This window comes from Pseudomonas citri, assembly GCF_025336485.1.
Lineage (GTDB): Bacteria > Pseudomonadota > Gammaproteobacteria > Pseudomonadales > Pseudomonadaceae > Aquipseudomonas > Aquipseudomonas citri.
This window is the reverse complement of sequence record NZ_JAODAB010000002.1, coordinates 367,757-384,529: the sequence shown is the minus strand read 5'-3', so window position 1 is coordinate 384,529 and position 16,773 is coordinate 367,757. Positions and strand designations below refer to the sequence as shown.

Annotated in this window: 11 protein-coding genes and 1 pseudogene; 8 read left to right on the top strand and 4 right to left on the bottom strand. The window is 58.4% G+C overall.

Annotated features, from left to right (window positions below; genetic code table 11):
* Nucleotides 1-4 precede the first annotated feature (4 nt).
* The 5 genes and pseudogenes from N4Q37_RS03945 to imm45 all read left to right on the top strand — a co-directional run bounded on the left by N4Q37_RS03945 (nucleotide 5) and on the right by imm45 (nucleotide 11,875).
* A complete protein-coding gene (locus N4Q37_RS03945; protein WP_260955547.1) occupies nucleotides 5-9,661 on the top strand; it encodes a two-partner secretion domain-containing protein in 9,657 nt (3,218 codons plus the stop codon).
* 2 nt (nucleotides 9,662-9,663) lie between these two features.
* The gene (locus tag N4Q37_RS03940; RefSeq protein WP_260955546.1) at nucleotides 9,664-10,218 is read left to right on the top strand and encodes a hypothetical protein; all 555 of its coding nucleotides are present in this window, start codon (nucleotides 9,664-9,666) and stop codon (nucleotides 10,216-10,218) included.
* A 254-nt stretch (nucleotides 10,219-10,472) separates the two neighbouring features.
* A pseudogene (locus N4Q37_RS28045) lies at nucleotides 10,473-10,591 on the top strand (transposase); the annotation flags it as partial.
* 75 nt (nucleotides 10,592-10,666) lie between these two features.
* Nucleotides 10,667-11,368 carry a transposase gene (locus N4Q37_RS03930; protein ID WP_260955544.1) on the top strand — a complete coding sequence of 234 codons (702 nt, stop codon included), beginning with the start codon at nucleotides 10,667-10,669 and terminating at the stop codon, nucleotides 11,366-11,368.
* Between the two features lie 168 nt (nucleotides 11,369-11,536).
* Nucleotides 11,537-11,875, top strand: a complete 339-nt coding sequence (gene imm45 / locus N4Q37_RS03925; protein ID WP_260955542.1) for an Imm45 family immunity protein — start codon at nucleotides 11,537-11,539, stop codon at nucleotides 11,873-11,875.
* 286 nt (nucleotides 11,876-12,161) lie between these two features.
* Here imm45 and N4Q37_RS03920 read toward each other — a convergent pair whose 3' ends face one another.
* Nucleotides 12,162-12,434: a hypothetical protein gene (locus N4Q37_RS03920; protein ID WP_260955540.1), complete on the bottom strand. Its 273-nt coding sequence runs from the start codon at nucleotides 12,432-12,434 to the stop codon at nucleotides 12,162-12,164.
* 584 nt (nucleotides 12,435-13,018) lie between these two features.
* Between N4Q37_RS03920 and N4Q37_RS03915 the strand changes: the two genes are divergently transcribed.
* Both N4Q37_RS03915 and N4Q37_RS03910 read left to right on the top strand, forming a co-directional pair.
* The gene (locus N4Q37_RS03915) at nucleotides 13,019-13,297 is read left to right on the top strand and encodes a BrnT family toxin (protein ID WP_260955538.1); all 279 of its coding nucleotides are present in this window, start codon (nucleotides 13,019-13,021) and stop codon (nucleotides 13,295-13,297) included.
* A complete protein-coding gene (locus tag N4Q37_RS03910) occupies nucleotides 13,275-13,532 on the top strand; it encodes a BrnA antitoxin family protein (RefSeq protein WP_260955536.1) in 258 nt (85 codons plus the stop codon). The genes N4Q37_RS03915 and N4Q37_RS03910 overlap by 23 nt, the downstream gene beginning before the upstream one ends.
* A gap of 206 nt (nucleotides 13,533-13,738) precedes the next feature.
* Here N4Q37_RS03910 and N4Q37_RS03905 read toward each other — a convergent pair whose 3' ends face one another.
* Nucleotides 13,739-14,470 (bottom strand): DUF899 domain-containing protein, encoded by a 732-nt coding sequence (locus tag N4Q37_RS03905; protein ID WP_260955534.1) that lies wholly within the window; start codon nucleotides 14,468-14,470, stop codon nucleotides 13,739-13,741.
* Nucleotides 14,471-14,642: 172 nt separating this feature from the next.
* Between N4Q37_RS03905 and N4Q37_RS03900 the strand changes: the two genes are divergently transcribed.
* Complete coding sequence (locus N4Q37_RS03900; RefSeq protein ID WP_260955532.1) at nucleotides 14,643-15,035, top strand: transcriptional regulator; 393 nt, start codon at nucleotides 14,643-14,645, stop codon at nucleotides 15,033-15,035.
* 35 nt (nucleotides 15,036-15,070) lie between these two features.
* Here the strand turns inward: N4Q37_RS03900 and N4Q37_RS03895 are convergent, their stop codons facing one another.
* Complete coding sequence (locus N4Q37_RS03895) at nucleotides 15,071-15,937, bottom strand: DUF6279 family lipoprotein (protein WP_260955530.1); 867 nt, start codon at nucleotides 15,935-15,937, stop codon at nucleotides 15,071-15,073.
* 81 nt (nucleotides 15,938-16,018) lie between these two features.
* Nucleotides 16,019-16,735 (bottom strand): TorF family putative porin, encoded by a 717-nt coding sequence (locus N4Q37_RS03890; RefSeq protein ID WP_260955528.1) that lies wholly within the window; start codon nucleotides 16,733-16,735, stop codon nucleotides 16,019-16,021.
* Between the last annotated feature and the right edge of the window lie 38 nt (nucleotides 16,736-16,773).

Genomic DNA, 16,773 nt, shown 5'->3' with positions numbered 1-16,773 from the left:
GAACATGGACGACCGCCAACCTTCTGCTGCCCACAAAAACCGCGACCTGTTCTGCGGCATGCCCAAGCGCGGCCTGGCGTTCCTGTTGGCCAACGTCATGTTCTGGCAACCGATGTGGGCCCAGGCGGACGGCATTGCGGTCAACGGTTCGGGTACTTCGCTCGGTCAGGCGGGCAATGGCGTGCCCATCGTCAACATCGCCAAGCCCAATGGCAGCGGCCTGTCCCACAACCAGTTCAGCGACTACAACGTCGGCAGCAACGGCGTCATCCTCAACAACGCCACCTCCCGTACCCAGACCACCCAACTGGGCGGGATCATCCTCGGCAACCCGAACCTCCAGGGTACGGCGGCCACCACCATCCTCAACGAAGTCAACGGCGGCAACCCCAGCCAACTGCGTGGCTACACCGAAGTGGCCGGGCAGTCGGCGCATGTCATCGTCGCCAACCCCTACGGCATCACCTGCAACGGCTGTGGTTTCATCAACACCCCGCAGGCGACCCTGACCACCGGCAAACCGGTGGTGGAAAACGGCCAGTTGACTCGCTACCAAGTCGATCAGGGCAGCGTCGCCGTCGAAGGCGCAGGCCTGAACGCCAACAACGTCGACCGCTTCGAAATCATCACCCGCAGCGCCAGGATCAACGCCGAAATCCAGGCCAGGAACCTGACCCTCGTCGCCGGTCGCAACGATGTCGACGCCCGCACCCTCAACGCCACCGCCCGTGCCGACGACGGCAGCGCCAAGCCGCAACTGGCCATCGACTCTTCGGCCCTGGGCGGCATGTACGCCGGCGCCATCAAACTGGTGGGCACCGAGGCCGGTGTCGGCGTGAAGCTGGACGGCAAACTGATCGCCAGCGGCGGTGATATCCAGCTCGACGCCAACGGTCATTTGAGCCTGGCCGACACCTCGGCCAGCGGCGCGGTCAACGTCAAGGCGGCCAGTGCCAACGTGCAAGGCGCGGTCTATGGCGCCAGCGTCAATGTGCAAACCAGCGGCGCGCTGGATGTGCGGCAGAGCATCGCCGCGCGCGACCAGATCAGCTTGAACAGCGGCGGGCAGTTGACCAACAGCGGCATCATCGAAGCCGGGGTCAATGCCGATAACACCCGCAATGCCACGGGCGATGTCAGCCTCACCGCGCAGAATCTCAACAACAGCGGCAAGAGCGTGATCGCCAGCCGCAACCTCACCGCCACCGTGGCGCAGACCCTGAACAACCAGGGCGGGACCCTGAGCGCCGGACAGGCCGCCACGGTCAAAGCCGGGACCCTGGATAACCAGAACACGGGCCGGGTACTGAGCGACAAAACGCTGGCCGTGACCGCCGACACACTGCTCAACACCCAAGGCGTGGTCAGCAGCACTGGCAACCTCACCGCCACAGTCGGGCAGTTGAATAACCACAACGGCGAAATCTCCAGCGCCGCAACCACCCAGGTCACCGGCACCACACTGGACAACAGCGATGGCCAGCTCACTGGCGACGTGGCGCTGAACATCGGTTTGATCGGGGCGCTGAACAACCAGAACGGCGTGTTGGGTTCCGGCGCGATGTTGACGGTCACGGCCGCGAGTCTGGACAACACGCTCGAAGGCAGTTTGGTCAGTGATGGTGGCCTGACCGCGCGTATTGGCGGTCTGTTCGATAACCGGCAAGGCAGTGTCGGCGCCAAAGGTGTGGTCGATGTACAGGCTGCTCGGCTGGACAACAGCGACAACGGCAAGGTCCTGGCCGGTACCGACCTGGGCCTGAACGTTACGGAAATCGTCAACCAGACCCAGGGCCTGCTGTTCAGCACCGGCACCACCACGGTCATCGGGAAAAGCCTGGACAACAGCGGCGGCAGTCTCGTCGCCCATCAAGGCCTGGATGTCCGCCTCGACAACGCCTTGACCAACGTCGCCGGCCTGATCAGCAGCGAAGGCACGCTGACGGTAACAGCAGCCAACCTGACCAACACCCTGGGCAGCGTCTCCAGTGCCGGCGCACTGGGTCTCAACCTCGGCGAAGCCTTGCTCAACCAGGGCGGCGAAATCGTCACCGACGCCGGCCTCACCGTCAAAAGCGCCAGCCTCGACAACCGCAATAACGGCACCATCAGCGGCAAGCAGGCGGTACTCGTCGAGACCGGCGCGTTCGACAACAGCCAGGCCGGCAACCTGAGCGGCGGCACCAGCCTCGACCTGACCACGCAGAAACTCACCAACCAGGACGGCGGCCGCATCGCCAGCAACGGGATCCTGACCGCCAGCGTCACCGACTTGGATCAGCAAGGCGGCCAACTCTTCAGCAACACCGCCCTGACCCTGGACCTCAACCAGGGCCAGCTCAACAACCAGAACGGCCTGATCAACGCACCGCTGCTGGTGCTCAAGAACCTCAAGGGCGTCAACAACGCCGGCGGCGAAATCTCCAGCGCCCAGGCGTTCACCCTGGCCGCGCAAAGCCTGGACAACGACAACGGCAAACTGCTGAGCAACCAGGCCCTGACCCTGCGCATCGACAATGCCCTGAGCAACCTCAAGGGCCTGATCGCCGCCGCTGCGCTGGACGTCGAAGCCGCGAGCCTGGACAACAGCGGCGGCACCCTGACCAGCCGCGCCAACCTTGATCTGAAACTCACGGGCCCACTGAACAACCAGGGCGACGGGCTGATCAGCGCCACCGAAGCCTTGAGCATCAACACCAGCGGCCTGAATAACCAACAAGGCTCGCTGCTGGGCAGCGCCATCGCCATCGATTTCGGTGCCGCCACCGGTGACCTGAACAACAACGCCGGCCTGATCACCACCACCGGCCTGATCAGCCTCAAGCACCTGCGGGACCTGAACAACCAACACGGCGAAATCTCCAGCAGCCAGAGCCTGAACCTGAGCGCCCGCGACCTGGACAACAGCGCCGGTCAACTCATCAGCAACGGCGTGCTGACCGTGGGTGCCCGCGACGTCAGCAACCAGGGCGGCCTGATGTCCGGCTTCAAGGGCCTGGACCTGACCGCCGCAAGCCTGGACAACCGCAACAGCGGCACCCTGTCGAGCCGCGATGAAGGCGTCAGCGCCACCCTCAGCGGGGCGCTGCTCAACGGCAATGCCGGCGCGCTGGTGGGCCAGAAACAACTGACCGTCAGCGCCGCCAGCCTGGACAACGGCGGCGGCATTCTCTCCAGCGGTGGCGACCAGACCCTGACCGTCAGCGGCGGCCTGCTGAACAATGCCCAGGGCGGCTTGATCGACAGTGGCAACGCCCTGGTCATCAACGCCATGACCCTCGGCAATGCTGGTGGCACCGTCAACGCCCAAAACGCTTTTAGCTTCACCGGCACCAACCTGGACAACACCGGCGGCCAACTGATCGGCAACGGCGCCGTGACCCTGGACCTGCTCGGCGCCCTGACCAACACCAACGGCAAACTCGCCAGCGTCGGCCCGCTACGGGTCGAGCGCGCCACGCAGATCGACAACCAGGGCGGCCAGATCGCCAGCCAGGGCCTGCTGACCCTGCTCACCGCTGGCCTGGACAACCGCAATCGCGGCACCGTCGCGGCCAATGATCAACTCACCCTGACCGCCACTGGCGCGGTGCAGAACGACGCCGACGGCCTGATCTACAGCCAGAACGGCGACGTGCAGATCAACGCCGCCAGCCTCACCAACGGCAAGGGCACCGTGCAAAGCCAGGGCGCCATGACCCTGACCGTCGCCAACGACATCGACAACCAGAGCGGCCGCCTCCAGGCCAAGGCCGGCGACCTGCTGGTCGTCGCCCGCCACCTGGACAACCGTGGCGGCGTGCTCGCCAGCCTGCAGGGTCTGCTCACCACCCAACTCACCGGCGTGCTGAAAAACGGCTACGACCTGAACAACAACCGCCAAGGTGGCATCACCCAGGCCCAACGCCTGAACCTCATCGCCCTGGGCGGCCTCGACAACTACGGCGGGCGCATCTCGGCCCAGACCGGCGATGCCAGCGTCACCACCCGCAACTTCGACAACCGCAATGGCGGGTTGTACGCCAAAGGTAAAGTCAGCGTCACGGCCAACGATTTCGACAACAGTGGCGACAACGACGGCCAGATTGCCGGCAGCCAGATCGATCTGGATTTGACCGGGGCGTTGAACAACCGGTTGGGCATTATCGAGAGTGACAGCACCTTGGCGATCAAGGCGGCCAGCCTGGATAACCAGACCGGGCAATTGCGGGCGCTGGGGGCGGGTGGCAAGACGGAATTTCAGATTGGTGGGTTGTTCGATAACCGCAACGGTACTTTGGAAACGGCCAACACCGACTTGAGCCTCGGTGTTGGTAGCCTGCTCAATACCGGTGGCAGCGTCCTGCATGTCGGGAGCGGCAACTTCGGTATTGCCACCAACAATGTCATCAACGCGGGTGGCAGCTTTGTCACCCGGGGGGCGTTGACGCTCAGTGCTGATAGCTGGACCAACAGCAGCGTGCTGCAAGCCGGCACACTGAATATCAATGTCGCTAACTTTACGCAGACCGCCAGCGGGCAGTTGCTGGCGACGACGGCTCTGGTGGGCAGCGGGGGCAACTGGCGCAACGATGGCTTGATTGCCAGCGACGGCACGTTGAGTTTGACGCTTGACGGGACCTATGCCGGAAACGGTCGACTGACCAGTCTCGGTAACCTGACCGTGGGCGCCGCGCAGTTGAACCTGGGCAACGCGGCAAGCATCGCTGGCGGCGCGACGACGAATGTAGACATTGCCGGGCAGTTGACCAACTACGGCCAATTGTCCTCGGCCAGCGATATGACGGTATCGGCTGCCAGCGTGGCCAACTATGGCGCAATCGCGGCGTCCCGAGACCTCACGGTGATCGCACCGGCGCTGCTCAATGACCAGGCCCCAGACGGCAGCCGTGGCTTCCTGTTCAGTGGGCGGGACATGAAGCTGCGCACGGGTGTCTTTACCAACCACTACGCCGACGTTTACAGCTTGGGCAAGCTCCTGGTGACCGGCGTCGAGGCGGGCAGTTCGGCACAAAGCGTACTCAACAGCTCCGGCAGCATCCAGGCAGGAGGTGATATCAATTTAGCCGCCGGCAGCGTCATCAATAAGCGCGACAAGTTCAGCATGGAGCAGCAGGTCACCGGCGGCTACATGACCATCTGGTGCGTGCAGCATTGCGATGGGCCTGAGAGCCCGCGCGTGCGGGGCCCGGTATTTATCTATCAGACTGTCGAGAGCACCGTCAGCACAGACTCGCCAATGGCGACCCTCGTCTCCGGGCACGACCTGACCGTCAACAGCACGGACTTCCAGAACCAATACAGCCTGGTATCGGCCTCGAACGACCTGACCATCACCAGCGCCAATATCACCAACCAGGCTGCACTCTCGGCTTCCGGAACATCCGGCCATGAAGTGGGCGCGGGTACCTGGATAACCGGTGAATATTTCTACCAACTGATTGATGACGTTGCGGCCTACAACAGGTTGCATCCGCGCACGGGGCCATTCGATCCGGTGGCGTTCGAGGAACTGGTCAGTAAATTTGATCCTCGTTTGTTCTATGGCATCAATGACCCCATCACTGTGCAGGGCGACGGGCAGTCGGTTGCGGCGGCCATCATCCAGGCGGGTGGTGCGGTCAAACTCACGGCCTCCAACGACATTAGCAATCTGGTGGTTCAGAAGACTGCCGCCACTGTGACCGATCGCTCGGCCAATACCAGTGTCTACAGCGCGACCCAGCCCTCTGTGGTGCTGCTGAATCGCCAACTGTCACCGGATCTGTCCCAGCAGCAGGTCAACCCGTTGAGCCTGCCAGGCTTCAGTTTGCCCAGTGGGCAAAACGGCCTGTTCCGCCTGAGCGGGCAGGGTGGTAGCTCGCCGGCCAACAGCGACTCGCAAAGTTGGACCCTGGGTTCCGCCAGCCTGACCACGACTCAGCGCCAACAAGGGCAGCCCATTGGTCCAATCCAGGACTTGAGTACTGTCCCTGGCGTCACCACCGGGTTCACGCTCAACCGCGTTCAAGGCCTGCCCAGCACCACCGTGGCGGCCAACCCGCACAAATACCTGATCGAAACCAACCCGGTGCTCACCAACCTCAAGCAATTCATGAGCTCGGACTACCTGCTGCAAAACCTCGGCTACGACCCGGACCAGAGCGCCAAGCGTCTGGGTGATGGCTTTTACGAGCAAACCTTGATTCAGCAGGCCGTGGTCGCCCGTACCGGCCAGGCATTCATCAACGGACTGACTTCCAACGAGGATCAATTCCGGTACCTGATGAACAACGCGATCGCGAGCAAGAACGAACTCAACCTAAGCGTCGGCGTGTCGCTCACCTCCGAACAAGTCGCCGCCCTGACCCACGACATCGTCTGGATGGAAAACGCCGAGGTCAACGGCGAGCAAGTCCTGGTCCCGGTGCTGTACCTGGCCCATGCCAACAACCGCCTCGCGCCCAACGGTGCGTTGATCCAGGGCAGCGACACCACGATGATCGCCGGTAAGAACCTCGACAACGTCGGCACGCTCAAGGCGACCCGCAACCTGTCGGCCTCAGCGGGCGAGAATCTGGTCAACAGCGGGCTTATGCAAGCCGGGGATCGACTCGATCTGCTGGCCGGTGGCAACGTGATCAACAAGGCCGGCGGCATCATCAGCGGCCGGGATGTCTCGGCCACCGCGTTGCTGGGTGATGTGGTCAACGAACGGACAGTCACCTCGTCGAATATTGCTTACGGCAGTGTCCAGGACCGCAAGGATTTCGCCGACAGCGCCGCACGCATCGAAGCCGTCAATGACCTGAGTTTGTCGGCGGGACATGACATCAACAACATCGGCGGCGCACTGAAAAGTGGCCGCGACCTGCTCCTGACCGCCGGAAGCAACGTCAACCTCGTCGCCGCGCAAACCGTCGACAGCCTGATACGTGACGTCAACCGCAACAGCAGCACCATCACCCAATACGGCGCCCAGGTCAGCGCCGGACGAGACCTGTCGGTGAAGGCCGGTCATGACGTCAATGTCATCGCCAGCCAGATCGACGCCAAGCGCGATATCGACATGACCGCGACCGAGAACGTCACCATCAGCTCGGCGGCGGATGAGCAGCACTTCTTGTACAAGAGCAAGAAACTGACGGTGCAGGAAGACCATGTCAGTCAGGTCAAGTCCGAAATCACTGCGGGTGGCACTGTTGATCTGAACGCCAAGAAGAACCTGACGATGGTGTCCAGCCGCATCACGGCGGGCGATGAGGCCTATCTGGCGGCGGGGGAGAAGCTTCAGTTGTTGGCCGCGCAGAACAGCGACTATTCGTTGTTCGACGAGAAGAAGAAGGGGAGTTGGGGGAGCAAGAAGACCCAGCGTGATGAAGTGACAGATGTGAAGAACATCGGGAGCGAGATCACGACGGGGGGAGATCTGACGCTCAAGAGTGGTGGTGATCAGCGGTATCAGGTGGCGAAGCTCGACAGCGGCAAGGACATCACGTTGGACAGTGGTGGCTCGATTACCTTCGAAGCCGTGAAGGATCTGCACAAGGAGGACCACGCAAAAAGCAACACCAGCATGGCCTGGAGTTCGATGTCGGGCAAGGGCAGTACCGACGAAACCTTGCGTCAGACCCAGATGATTGCCAAGGGTGATTTGGTGATCAAAGCGGTTGATGGGCTGAAAATCGACATCAAGCAAGTCGATCAAAAGACCGTTCACCAGACGATCCAAGCCATGGTTGACGCGGACCCGCAACTGGCGTGGCTGGCGGAAGTTGAGAAGAGCGGCGATGTGGATTGGCGGCAGGTGAAGGAAGTCCACGACTCTTATAAGTACAGCCACTCCGGCATGGGGCCGGCTGTGCAAATGATCGTTGCGATTCTGGTGGTCTATTTCACCGCAGGTGCCGCCAGCGGGTTGATTGGGGGAATGGCCGGAGCCACCGCTGGCTCAGGCACTGCGATGGCAGCCGGAACAGTGGCCGGATCGACAGTAGTCGGTGGCACAGTGGCCACTTCAACTGTGGCCGCAGGTTGGGCGAACGTGGCGCTCACGGCTATCGCAACGGGTGCGGCGAGCAACGCCACCATCAGCTTTATCAACAACGGTGGGAACCTGGGGGCGGTGTTCAACGATGTGACTTCCTCGGATGCCCTGCGTGGCTATTTTGTGTCCGGTGTTACAGCGGGATTGACCGCCGGTTTGTTCGACAAAATGACCAATACCACCACCACGGTGGAAGGCGCTTTGCCTAACGCAGGCAAAGTCGTGGCCGAGGGTGGTCTGTCGAGCCTGGAGGGCATTGGCCGCTTTGGCGCCAACCAACTGCTGCAGAACGGCACGTCAACCTTGCTGGACCGGGCGCTTGGTGGGGACAGCCAGTTCGACAATGCCCTGCGGAGCAGCCTTGCTAATACCTTCGCAGCGGCGGGGTTCAACCTGGTAGGGGACATCGGTGAGAAGTACGACCTGAAGGAAGGCGGCCTTGCCAAGGTTGGTTTGCACGCGGTGATGGGTGGTCTGGCTGCTGAGGCTGCTGGCGGTGATTTCAAGACTGGTGCTTTGGCGGCGGGTGTCAACGAGTTGCTGGTTGATACCTTGGCCAAGCAGTACAGCGAGATGACCAAGGAGAAGAGAGACAAGCTGCTGGTGATGAATTCCCAGTTGATTGGCGTGCTTGCGGCTGCCGCGCAGGGTGGGGATGCAAAGAGCCTTCAGACCGGGTCGTGGGTGGCGGGGAGTGCAACCTCTTATAACCGGTTGTTGCATTCCTCGGAGAAGAAAGCGCTTGCCGATGAGGCCAAGGCTCTCGAAGAGAAATTAGGCAAGCCCAGATCGGATATGTCTTGGGAAGATGTCCTACTTCTTGCTGCCAACGCTCAAGTGGATGCTACGGAAAAGGCGCGGTTGAAGGCGCTTGTGGACAGTTTCCCTCCCGGTAACCCTGAAGGTCAGCGGCTTGCCCAAGATCTGTTAACAGCGACCCAAAGCATCCAGGCCTTAGCAGCCCAAAACACTGCGCTTACCTGGAGCGACGGGCGCACTATCGTTGCCAACGGTGCTGAGGTGCATGCATTTCAGGCGACGACGACTCAGTTTGTTGACTCCGGCTTGTTCAATACAGCTTCTCAATGGTCTAGCAACACTAATTGGGCCAATGACCCGGAAATCATTCCCACGGCCTGGAGAGAGCAATTTGGTGAAGACGCTGTCACTTATCTAAGGGAAATCGCTGGAGTCTCCAGCAGCCGCGACGAGTTTGATGACTTGGTGCAAAGGGTTTCAACCGTCGTTGGTGGTAGCATCAATGATGTCACCTGGGACCTGGATGCTGCGCTTGCGCTGACAGGAGCGCCTGCGGTATTAAGGGCTTTGTTGGCGAGGCGGCTTGGTGCGGTAGCTGGCGCAGAAGTAACAGCGATTGAGTTTTTGCCGAAGGCTACTCGAAATAGTGCAGGACAAATTGAGGCCAATATTACTCCGGGGAGTGCCATAAAAACTCTGGAGTCTAGTGGCTATAAGAAAACAATCTCTCAGGATGGCTCAGTCACTGTGTTAACAAATGGTGAAAAGACATACCGTTTTTATCCCTCGTCGACGTCCACTGGCCAACCTTCGGCGTCATTAACTATAGATGGCCAGAAAAGACCGGCGGTAAAAATTAGATTTTCAGGGGAGTAATGATGACTATTCTGAAAGTTGAGCGTGAGGAGTTGTTTTGTTTTCTTGATAAGCTGTCAGGGCTTATTAATTTTGATAAAGATTTGCCGATGAATGTATTTGTCGGTGGCGATTTCTCGTATTGGTTTTTTGAGAGGCCGTTGATTTGCTTTGTTGATATTTTTGCGAAGTTGATTTCGGAGAGTGTTGCTAGTTTTAACTCGGATATTTTTATAAAATTTTCAGGAGGTGAGCCTTTAGCAGGCTCCTGTTTTTCCATTGATGGAAGTGATGTCGATAGGGATGCCTTTTGGTTGAGCAAGAAATCAGAAGATTTTTTTAGTGGAACAGTTGGTTATCCAATTGTTTTATGTAATGGTGCGTGTGATTGGGTTGCCTTTGAAAGCGCGCATGAGGAGTTTGGTGTTATTGCGGTAAAATCAACTGTTTTGCAAACAGGTTTTTATGAGTGTTTAGGTTCAAGCTTTATTTCGGTGGATGAGATGGCTGTACTGGCGGCCGGTTCTTCCGTGGAAGGCGTGATGGCCGGTAGATTTCTTTCTTCATATGGTAACTAGGAGCGGAGAAAGGGGGCAGACCCTGAGGGAACCCCGAATTTTCTTACGAAAAATCAATAAGTTGGGGTATTGAAGTGACCTGCATGAGTCGGCAGCTTGTGTTGCACCACACAAAACAAGATCCCGCCCCATGCAAGCCATCCGATTCTTACACCACGCGCGCGCTCAAGCACTTCCCGGTGTTAGAAAAGGGGACAGATTTATTTTTCAATCCTCTGCTACGCTGAAAGCTTCCACGGATGGAGAAATCAAATATGCCCAGAATGGGACGTATTGTTTTACCGAACTACCCGCACCACGTAGTACAGCGCGGCCATAACCGACAGAGCGCTATCTATCTGATCTATGCGAGCTAAAGGATACGTTCGGGGTAACGCCAGAAAAGGGGACAGATTTATTTTTCAATCCTCTGCTACGCTGAAAGCTTCCACGGATGGAGGAACCAAATATGCCCAGAATGGGACGTATTGTTTTACCGAATTATCCGCATCACGTAGTACAACGCGGCCATAATCGGCAGGTGGTGTTTGCGGCGGCAGAAGATTATCAGCGGTATCTCTCCGATCTGCGGGAGCTAAAAGATGCATGCGGGGTGAAGGTCTACGCCTATTGCCTGATGACGAATCATGTCCATTTGTTGCTGGCTCCTGGGGAATCGACCGCTGGGCTGGGGCAGTTAATGAAAGCACTGGCTGCCCGTGCGACGCGCTATCGAAATCGCTTGGAAGGGCGTTCAGGTACCTTGTGGGAAAGTCGTTACAAGTCCAGTGTGGTGCACTCAGATTCATATTTGCTTGCTTGTAGTCGTTACATTGAAATGAATCCTGTACGTGCTCGCATGGTCGCCGATATCGCAGACTATGCATGGTCGAGCTATCGAAGTCGGGTAGGTGATGGGGCTGGTAGATGCTGGTTAGACGCTGATCCATGTTTCTTGGCCCTGGGGGATACCTCGATGGAGCGGCGGCGTCGGTATGAGGAATTTGTACGCCAAGCCATTCCGACTGATCAAATTCAATTGATCCGCGACGCTTTGCAAAGAGGCCAATTGACGGGTACAGACCGTTTCGTAGATGAGGTAGAGCGGATTGTTGGTGTGAGGGTAGAGCAGCGAGGACAGGGGCGGCCGCGGGCTAAGGCTGGAAAATAAATCTGTCCCCTTTTTTTGGTCCCCTTTTTTTGTTTTGGATACCCAACATGGTAGGCTCGAGCAAGTGAGTGGCAAAACAGGAAAGCACATTAGCGAGTTTTACTTTGATTTAGTTGCTGTCCCTGATTCAAAGGATGAGTCTGGCGGGCATGATTTGAGGGTGAAGTAATGGAAGGCATTAAATTAGTCGATAGTTTGGCTTCAGTGATAACTCGAGGGCAGATATTCCGACTCCCCGCCCGATGGCCATATGAGGAAATTGTAGACTTCATGGTTATTGATATTCCCGATGATCAGTACGGGCATTCTATTGCTGTTGCTTCAGGTAATAAGGCGGGGCTTTTGGTGGTGCGCCTACCTATTGAAAGCCGTTTATCAGGAACTCGAGAAATTTCAAGGGAATGGATCGTCAAGAATTGGGCTAAATGGGTATATCCTGACTGTCCTGTGGAGAAGGTTTATTTGTTTAAGCAGGCAAAGGTTCCCATTAGTTTGATAGAGCGTTAATTGGTTTGGCAGTCCCTGAGGAATTCCCAGTTTTTCCTACATGAAATCAAGAAGTTGGAATATTGAAGAAGCTTGCATGAGTCGGCAGCTTGGTTTACACCACACAAAAGTAAGATCCCGACTCATGCAAACCATCCAATTTTTACACAATGCACTCGCCCAAGCACTGCCCGCGCTCCATTCTCGCCGCCTGACCGCCCTGATGTAGTGTGTCTGTTACGAATGCACCTGGTCTCTGATCAGGTTTGCTGATGCGAAACGGGCGACCACAGGCCGCCCATTTTCATTACTCCGCCGCCTGCTCTCGCAACCGCCGCCCAATCACATCCATCACATCACACCCATCGCGCAGCGATATCGTCAGCATTTTGCAGAAGTCGGAAAGCACCACCGTGTCGGAGCTGATGTCCGAGCGGAACGCGATGTTCTCCAGCAATTGGGTCACGGTGCGGATGCGGTAGTCGGCGGTTTCGAAGAGGACGTCGAGTGGAGCTTCGGTATCGATGAGCAGGGTTGCGGGGGTGCAGTCGATGCCGGTGATGGGCATGTATCTGATCATGGTAAGAGCCTCGAAAGTTGATGAGTCTCTCTGTAGAGCGGGTCGCCAAACCCGGACGCCTTTTTGGGCGACGAAGAACTATAGGGCGACCCGATCTTGAGCCACAAGACACCGTTTTCCGAGCTTCATGTAGGAACTTTGATCTTGCGACTGTCGGCTTTGGTTCAGGTGAAGCAGGCGACTGCTGCACAGTCGAGCGGGAGCCAGCTCCCTCGCCACGGGGAACGGTACTCGACTCGGATTGGTTTATGTATCAGCCATGGTAGCTGTCATGTTATGGGGCTTGGCTTCGTATTCGTCGTAATGATGGGCCCAGTTCCCATTTCCTCCCCTGCGACTCGCAGGAGGTTTCCACCTCTGTACAGGACTTTTCGCACTTTTTTACGGGATGCGTCTGATTTTGGATGGACGGTTACGACAGTAATCTTCGGTAAAGAGGCGTCCTGCACCGAATACGGTTGCGTCTTCTGGGTTGTCTCCAATGTCGCTAGTGATCCGATGGCCATCTCATTGAGCTAGCAAGGGCTGTGTATTTCTGCAGAGGGGAGTACTGTGTATGTACGTAAGTAAGTACAGAGGGTCCCATGCTATTTGAATGGGACGAAGCCAAGAACCGGGCCAACATTCTTAAGCACGGCATCGACTTCAACGACGTGCCGGACATCTTTCAGCATCCGATGCTGGCTTTGCATGATGGCCGAATGGATTACGGTGAAGAGCGCTGGATCACTATCGGATTGATCAAAGCGTTGATTGGCGTGGTCGTGTACACCGAGCGGCGGGGCGATGTGATCCGCATCATCTCCGCCCGAAAAGCCACTAAGCAGGAGGCCATACGTTATGTCGAAAACGTCGAAAACTGACTGGGAGCGCTTGGCCAAGTTGAGTGACGCGGACATTGATACCAGCGATATCCCCGAATTGGATGAAGATTTCTTCCGTCGCGCCGAGCTGCGTGTGCCAGTAAAGCAGGCGGTGACTATTCGCCTTGATGCCGATGTGCTGGAGTGGTTCAAGGGGCAGGGTGCGGGTTATCAGACACGCATCAATCAGCTTCTTCGCCAATACATGCAAGCCCAGCAGGGCCATCGGCGATGAGCAGGTTAATGCGATGAAGTGGGCGACTGGAAAGTCGCCCATTGTCTTGGTTCTGTTACTGCCCCGTAGCTCTCCCGATTACATCAAGCCTGTCGCGTAGCGTTAGATCAAGGCAAAGCAGGCGCCTGCTGCGCAGTCGAGCGGGAGCAAGCCCCCTCGCCACAGGGGGGCTTTGCTCGACTGGGTGGTGGGTGAGCAACCCAGCATCAACCGTGGCAGCAACTGTGAGGCTTGGCGTCCTCGTACTTATCGTGATGCCTTACCCAATCCATGATCTCGTCTTCGTTGCGGCCCTTGGGCGTGAGATCGAGGAAGTTGTAGGCGCCGACCAGCATGTCCAGGCCTCGGGCGTAGGTGGAGTAGGTGTGGAAGACTTCGCCGGCTTCGTTGCGATAGAAGACGCTCAGGCCGGGGAGTTCGCCTTCGGCGGTGTCGGTCTTTTCGTAGTTGTAGGTGGCTTTTCCGGCGGCGGTGTCTTCGGCTTTGAAGCTGACGCCGAAGTCGTAGTTGAAGTCGCAACCGTTTGAAGAGACCCAGTCGAAGGCCCAGCCCATGCGGCGCTTGAATGACTGGAATTCGGCGAACGGGGCGCGGGACACCGCGACCACGGCGACGTCGTGGTGGGCCAGGTGTTGGTTGGCACCGTCGATGTGATCAGAAAGGAAGGAGCAGCCCTGGCAACCTTCTTTCCAGCCGGGGCCGAACATGAAGTGGTAAATGATCAGTTGGCTGTGGCTACCGAACAGGTCGGCCAGGCTCAGTTCGCCGTTGGGGCCGAGGAAGCGGTAGGGTTTGTCGATTTTTACCCAGGGCAGGGCTCGGCGTTCGGCACTGAGTTTGTCGCGTTCGCGGGTGAAGGCTTTTTCGTGGGCCAGGTGTTGTTGGCGGGCTTTGAGCCATTCTTCCCGTGAGACGACTGGATGATTCTCTACGTTCATGGTGATTTCTCCTGGAGGCAGGGGGTTCAACAGTGGTCGTCTGACCCTGAATGAATTCGACAGACCGTTGGTCGGTTGGCGAGACGGTCCGCCTGGAAGCCTGGCTGAACGGTGGCGTGGCACCTCGGTCACACCCTAAGTAGGCCTCTCACTCTTTGGAGGATGGACCAGGATGACGACTTATAACTGGGACTTGATCGAACGGTTGTTGCACGAGGTGCAGAACGGCGCCGGCCACAGTTTTACCCCACGGCCGTATGCGGAACAGTACGCGGCGGCGAAGGCGGCTGAGGGCGAGGCGATCGAGAACCTCGATCATCTGAAAACGGTTGCCGGGGAGTACGAAAAGTTGCTGCTCGAGCGTGGGTTTATTGAACCTCGGCCGGAGGAAGAGGGCGGTAACGGCGAGAATTTCAGGCTGACGCCTCGTGGTTCTCGGCTGTTGAGCCTGATCGACAGCAGCATCCCGGGCAATGATCATCCGCGCCAGGTGTTGGATGAGCAGGAGGATGCGTTGGATGAGTTCACCTTTGATGATCTGGCTTCGAAGGCGCAGATTGCCTGACGGTTATACGCCCCACCCATTGGATTTCAGTGATTTCAGGAGCGCGCTGCTTTCAGGCACTTCAAATCACTGAAATCCTTCTTCACCCCGTCGATTTTCTTCAGCAGCCGTTCGCGCTGGGGTTCGGTGCTGTCGGCCATCAGGTCGACCAGCAGGCTGCGGGCCTGGGCTTCGGTGTTGTCGTAGGCTTCGCGGTAGGCGGGGGTCCACAGGCTTTCGCGGTTGACCAGCAACTGCTCGATGCGTTGGGGAAAGTCGGGGTTGTGGCGTTGGGCCACGGCGGCGCTGAACTGGTTCTGCCAGTGGGCACGGTTGGCGATCCATTGCTGGTTCTGGTCGCCCAGGGCGGTGGACCAGGCCACAACGCGTTGGCGCTGGGCGATGTTGAGCGGGCCGAGCCAGTCGTTGAGGCGTTTCTCCATGCGCGCGCTGCGCTCCTGGATCTGTTCCTGCAACGTCGGCTTGAGGTATTGCTGCTGGCGTTTGCGCTGGTCCTTGACGAACGCGGCGTCCATGTCATCGACCTGGTCATCGTTCAGGCCTTGCAGCAACTCGATGGCCGAGGGGGTGATTTGCCTGGCGGTTTCGGCGATGGCGGCCTTGGCTTCCCGGGTGCGTTCTTGTAGCGCCTGGTCGGTCACCCGGTTGGTTTGCACCATGATTTTCAGGCGATCGAGCCAGTCCAGGTAGCCGGGCAACTGCGTGGTGCAATGCCAGCTCAGGTGTTCCTTGAGGCGTTCGTTGAACCAGTCTTTCTTTTCGCCGTTGATCTCCAGATAGTCGTTGAGGGTCCAGGGGATGATCAGGTCGAGGTTGCGGTAGGCCAGGCCGATGCGGCTACACGCGGTAAAGGCCAGCAGCAGGGCGATGAGCATGGCGGTGCGTGATAACCAGCGCGACATGAGCGAGTCCTTGCGAGTACGTAGGTGTCTTGTTTGAGCATGGCAGGCGGGCGGCAGTTCAGATGGTTAAATACGTAACGCTTAGTAAAAAGGGTGGGCCATCTTCAGGGTCAACAGCCCGTCGCATTCGCTGTTGTGGCCGGAATAGGCCGAGCAACTGCTGCCGCTGAGGCTGGAATCGCTGTAGATCAGGTCCAGGTCGATGCCCATCCAGGGGCGGGAAATTTTCAACGACCAGTCGCTGAAACTGCCTACATAGCCGTTCTCCACCGAGACTGGGGTGTTGAGCTGGTGGGTGGTGTATTTGGCGCTGATGCCGATGCCGAACGGCACGTTGCCACCCAGATCGGCGAACAGGGTGCTGTTCTGTTTGTCGGGATCGTTGCTCAAGGCTGCGCCGAAACGACTGCCAAGCACGGTCAGGCCGCCGTAGAGTTCCTGGCTGTCAGAGGTGTCGAGCGTGGGGTAACTGTAGTGGATCAGGCCGACTTCGTAACCCAGGGTCTGGTCAAAGGGGTGTTTAAAGCCCGCGTAGGAGTCGACCTCCAGGTCGGTGGAAGGTGACAGGCCGGCGCTGGGGGACCATTGGCCCACATACCAGCCGCTGTCGTGACTCAGGTCCAGGCCGCCATGGAATGAGCCGGTACTCAAGGGGGTGACCAGGCCCTGGGCCATGCTGCGGCTTGGGCTGGTGCCGAGCTTGAGGTCGAAGTCGCCGAGCTCGCGCTGGAAGACCTGCCCGTGGGCCAGTGGACTCGACAGCAGGCTGATCGTCAGCAAGGCAATGGGGAGGCGCATGCTGCACTCCATCGGTCGCGAGTAGCAGGAACGAACAC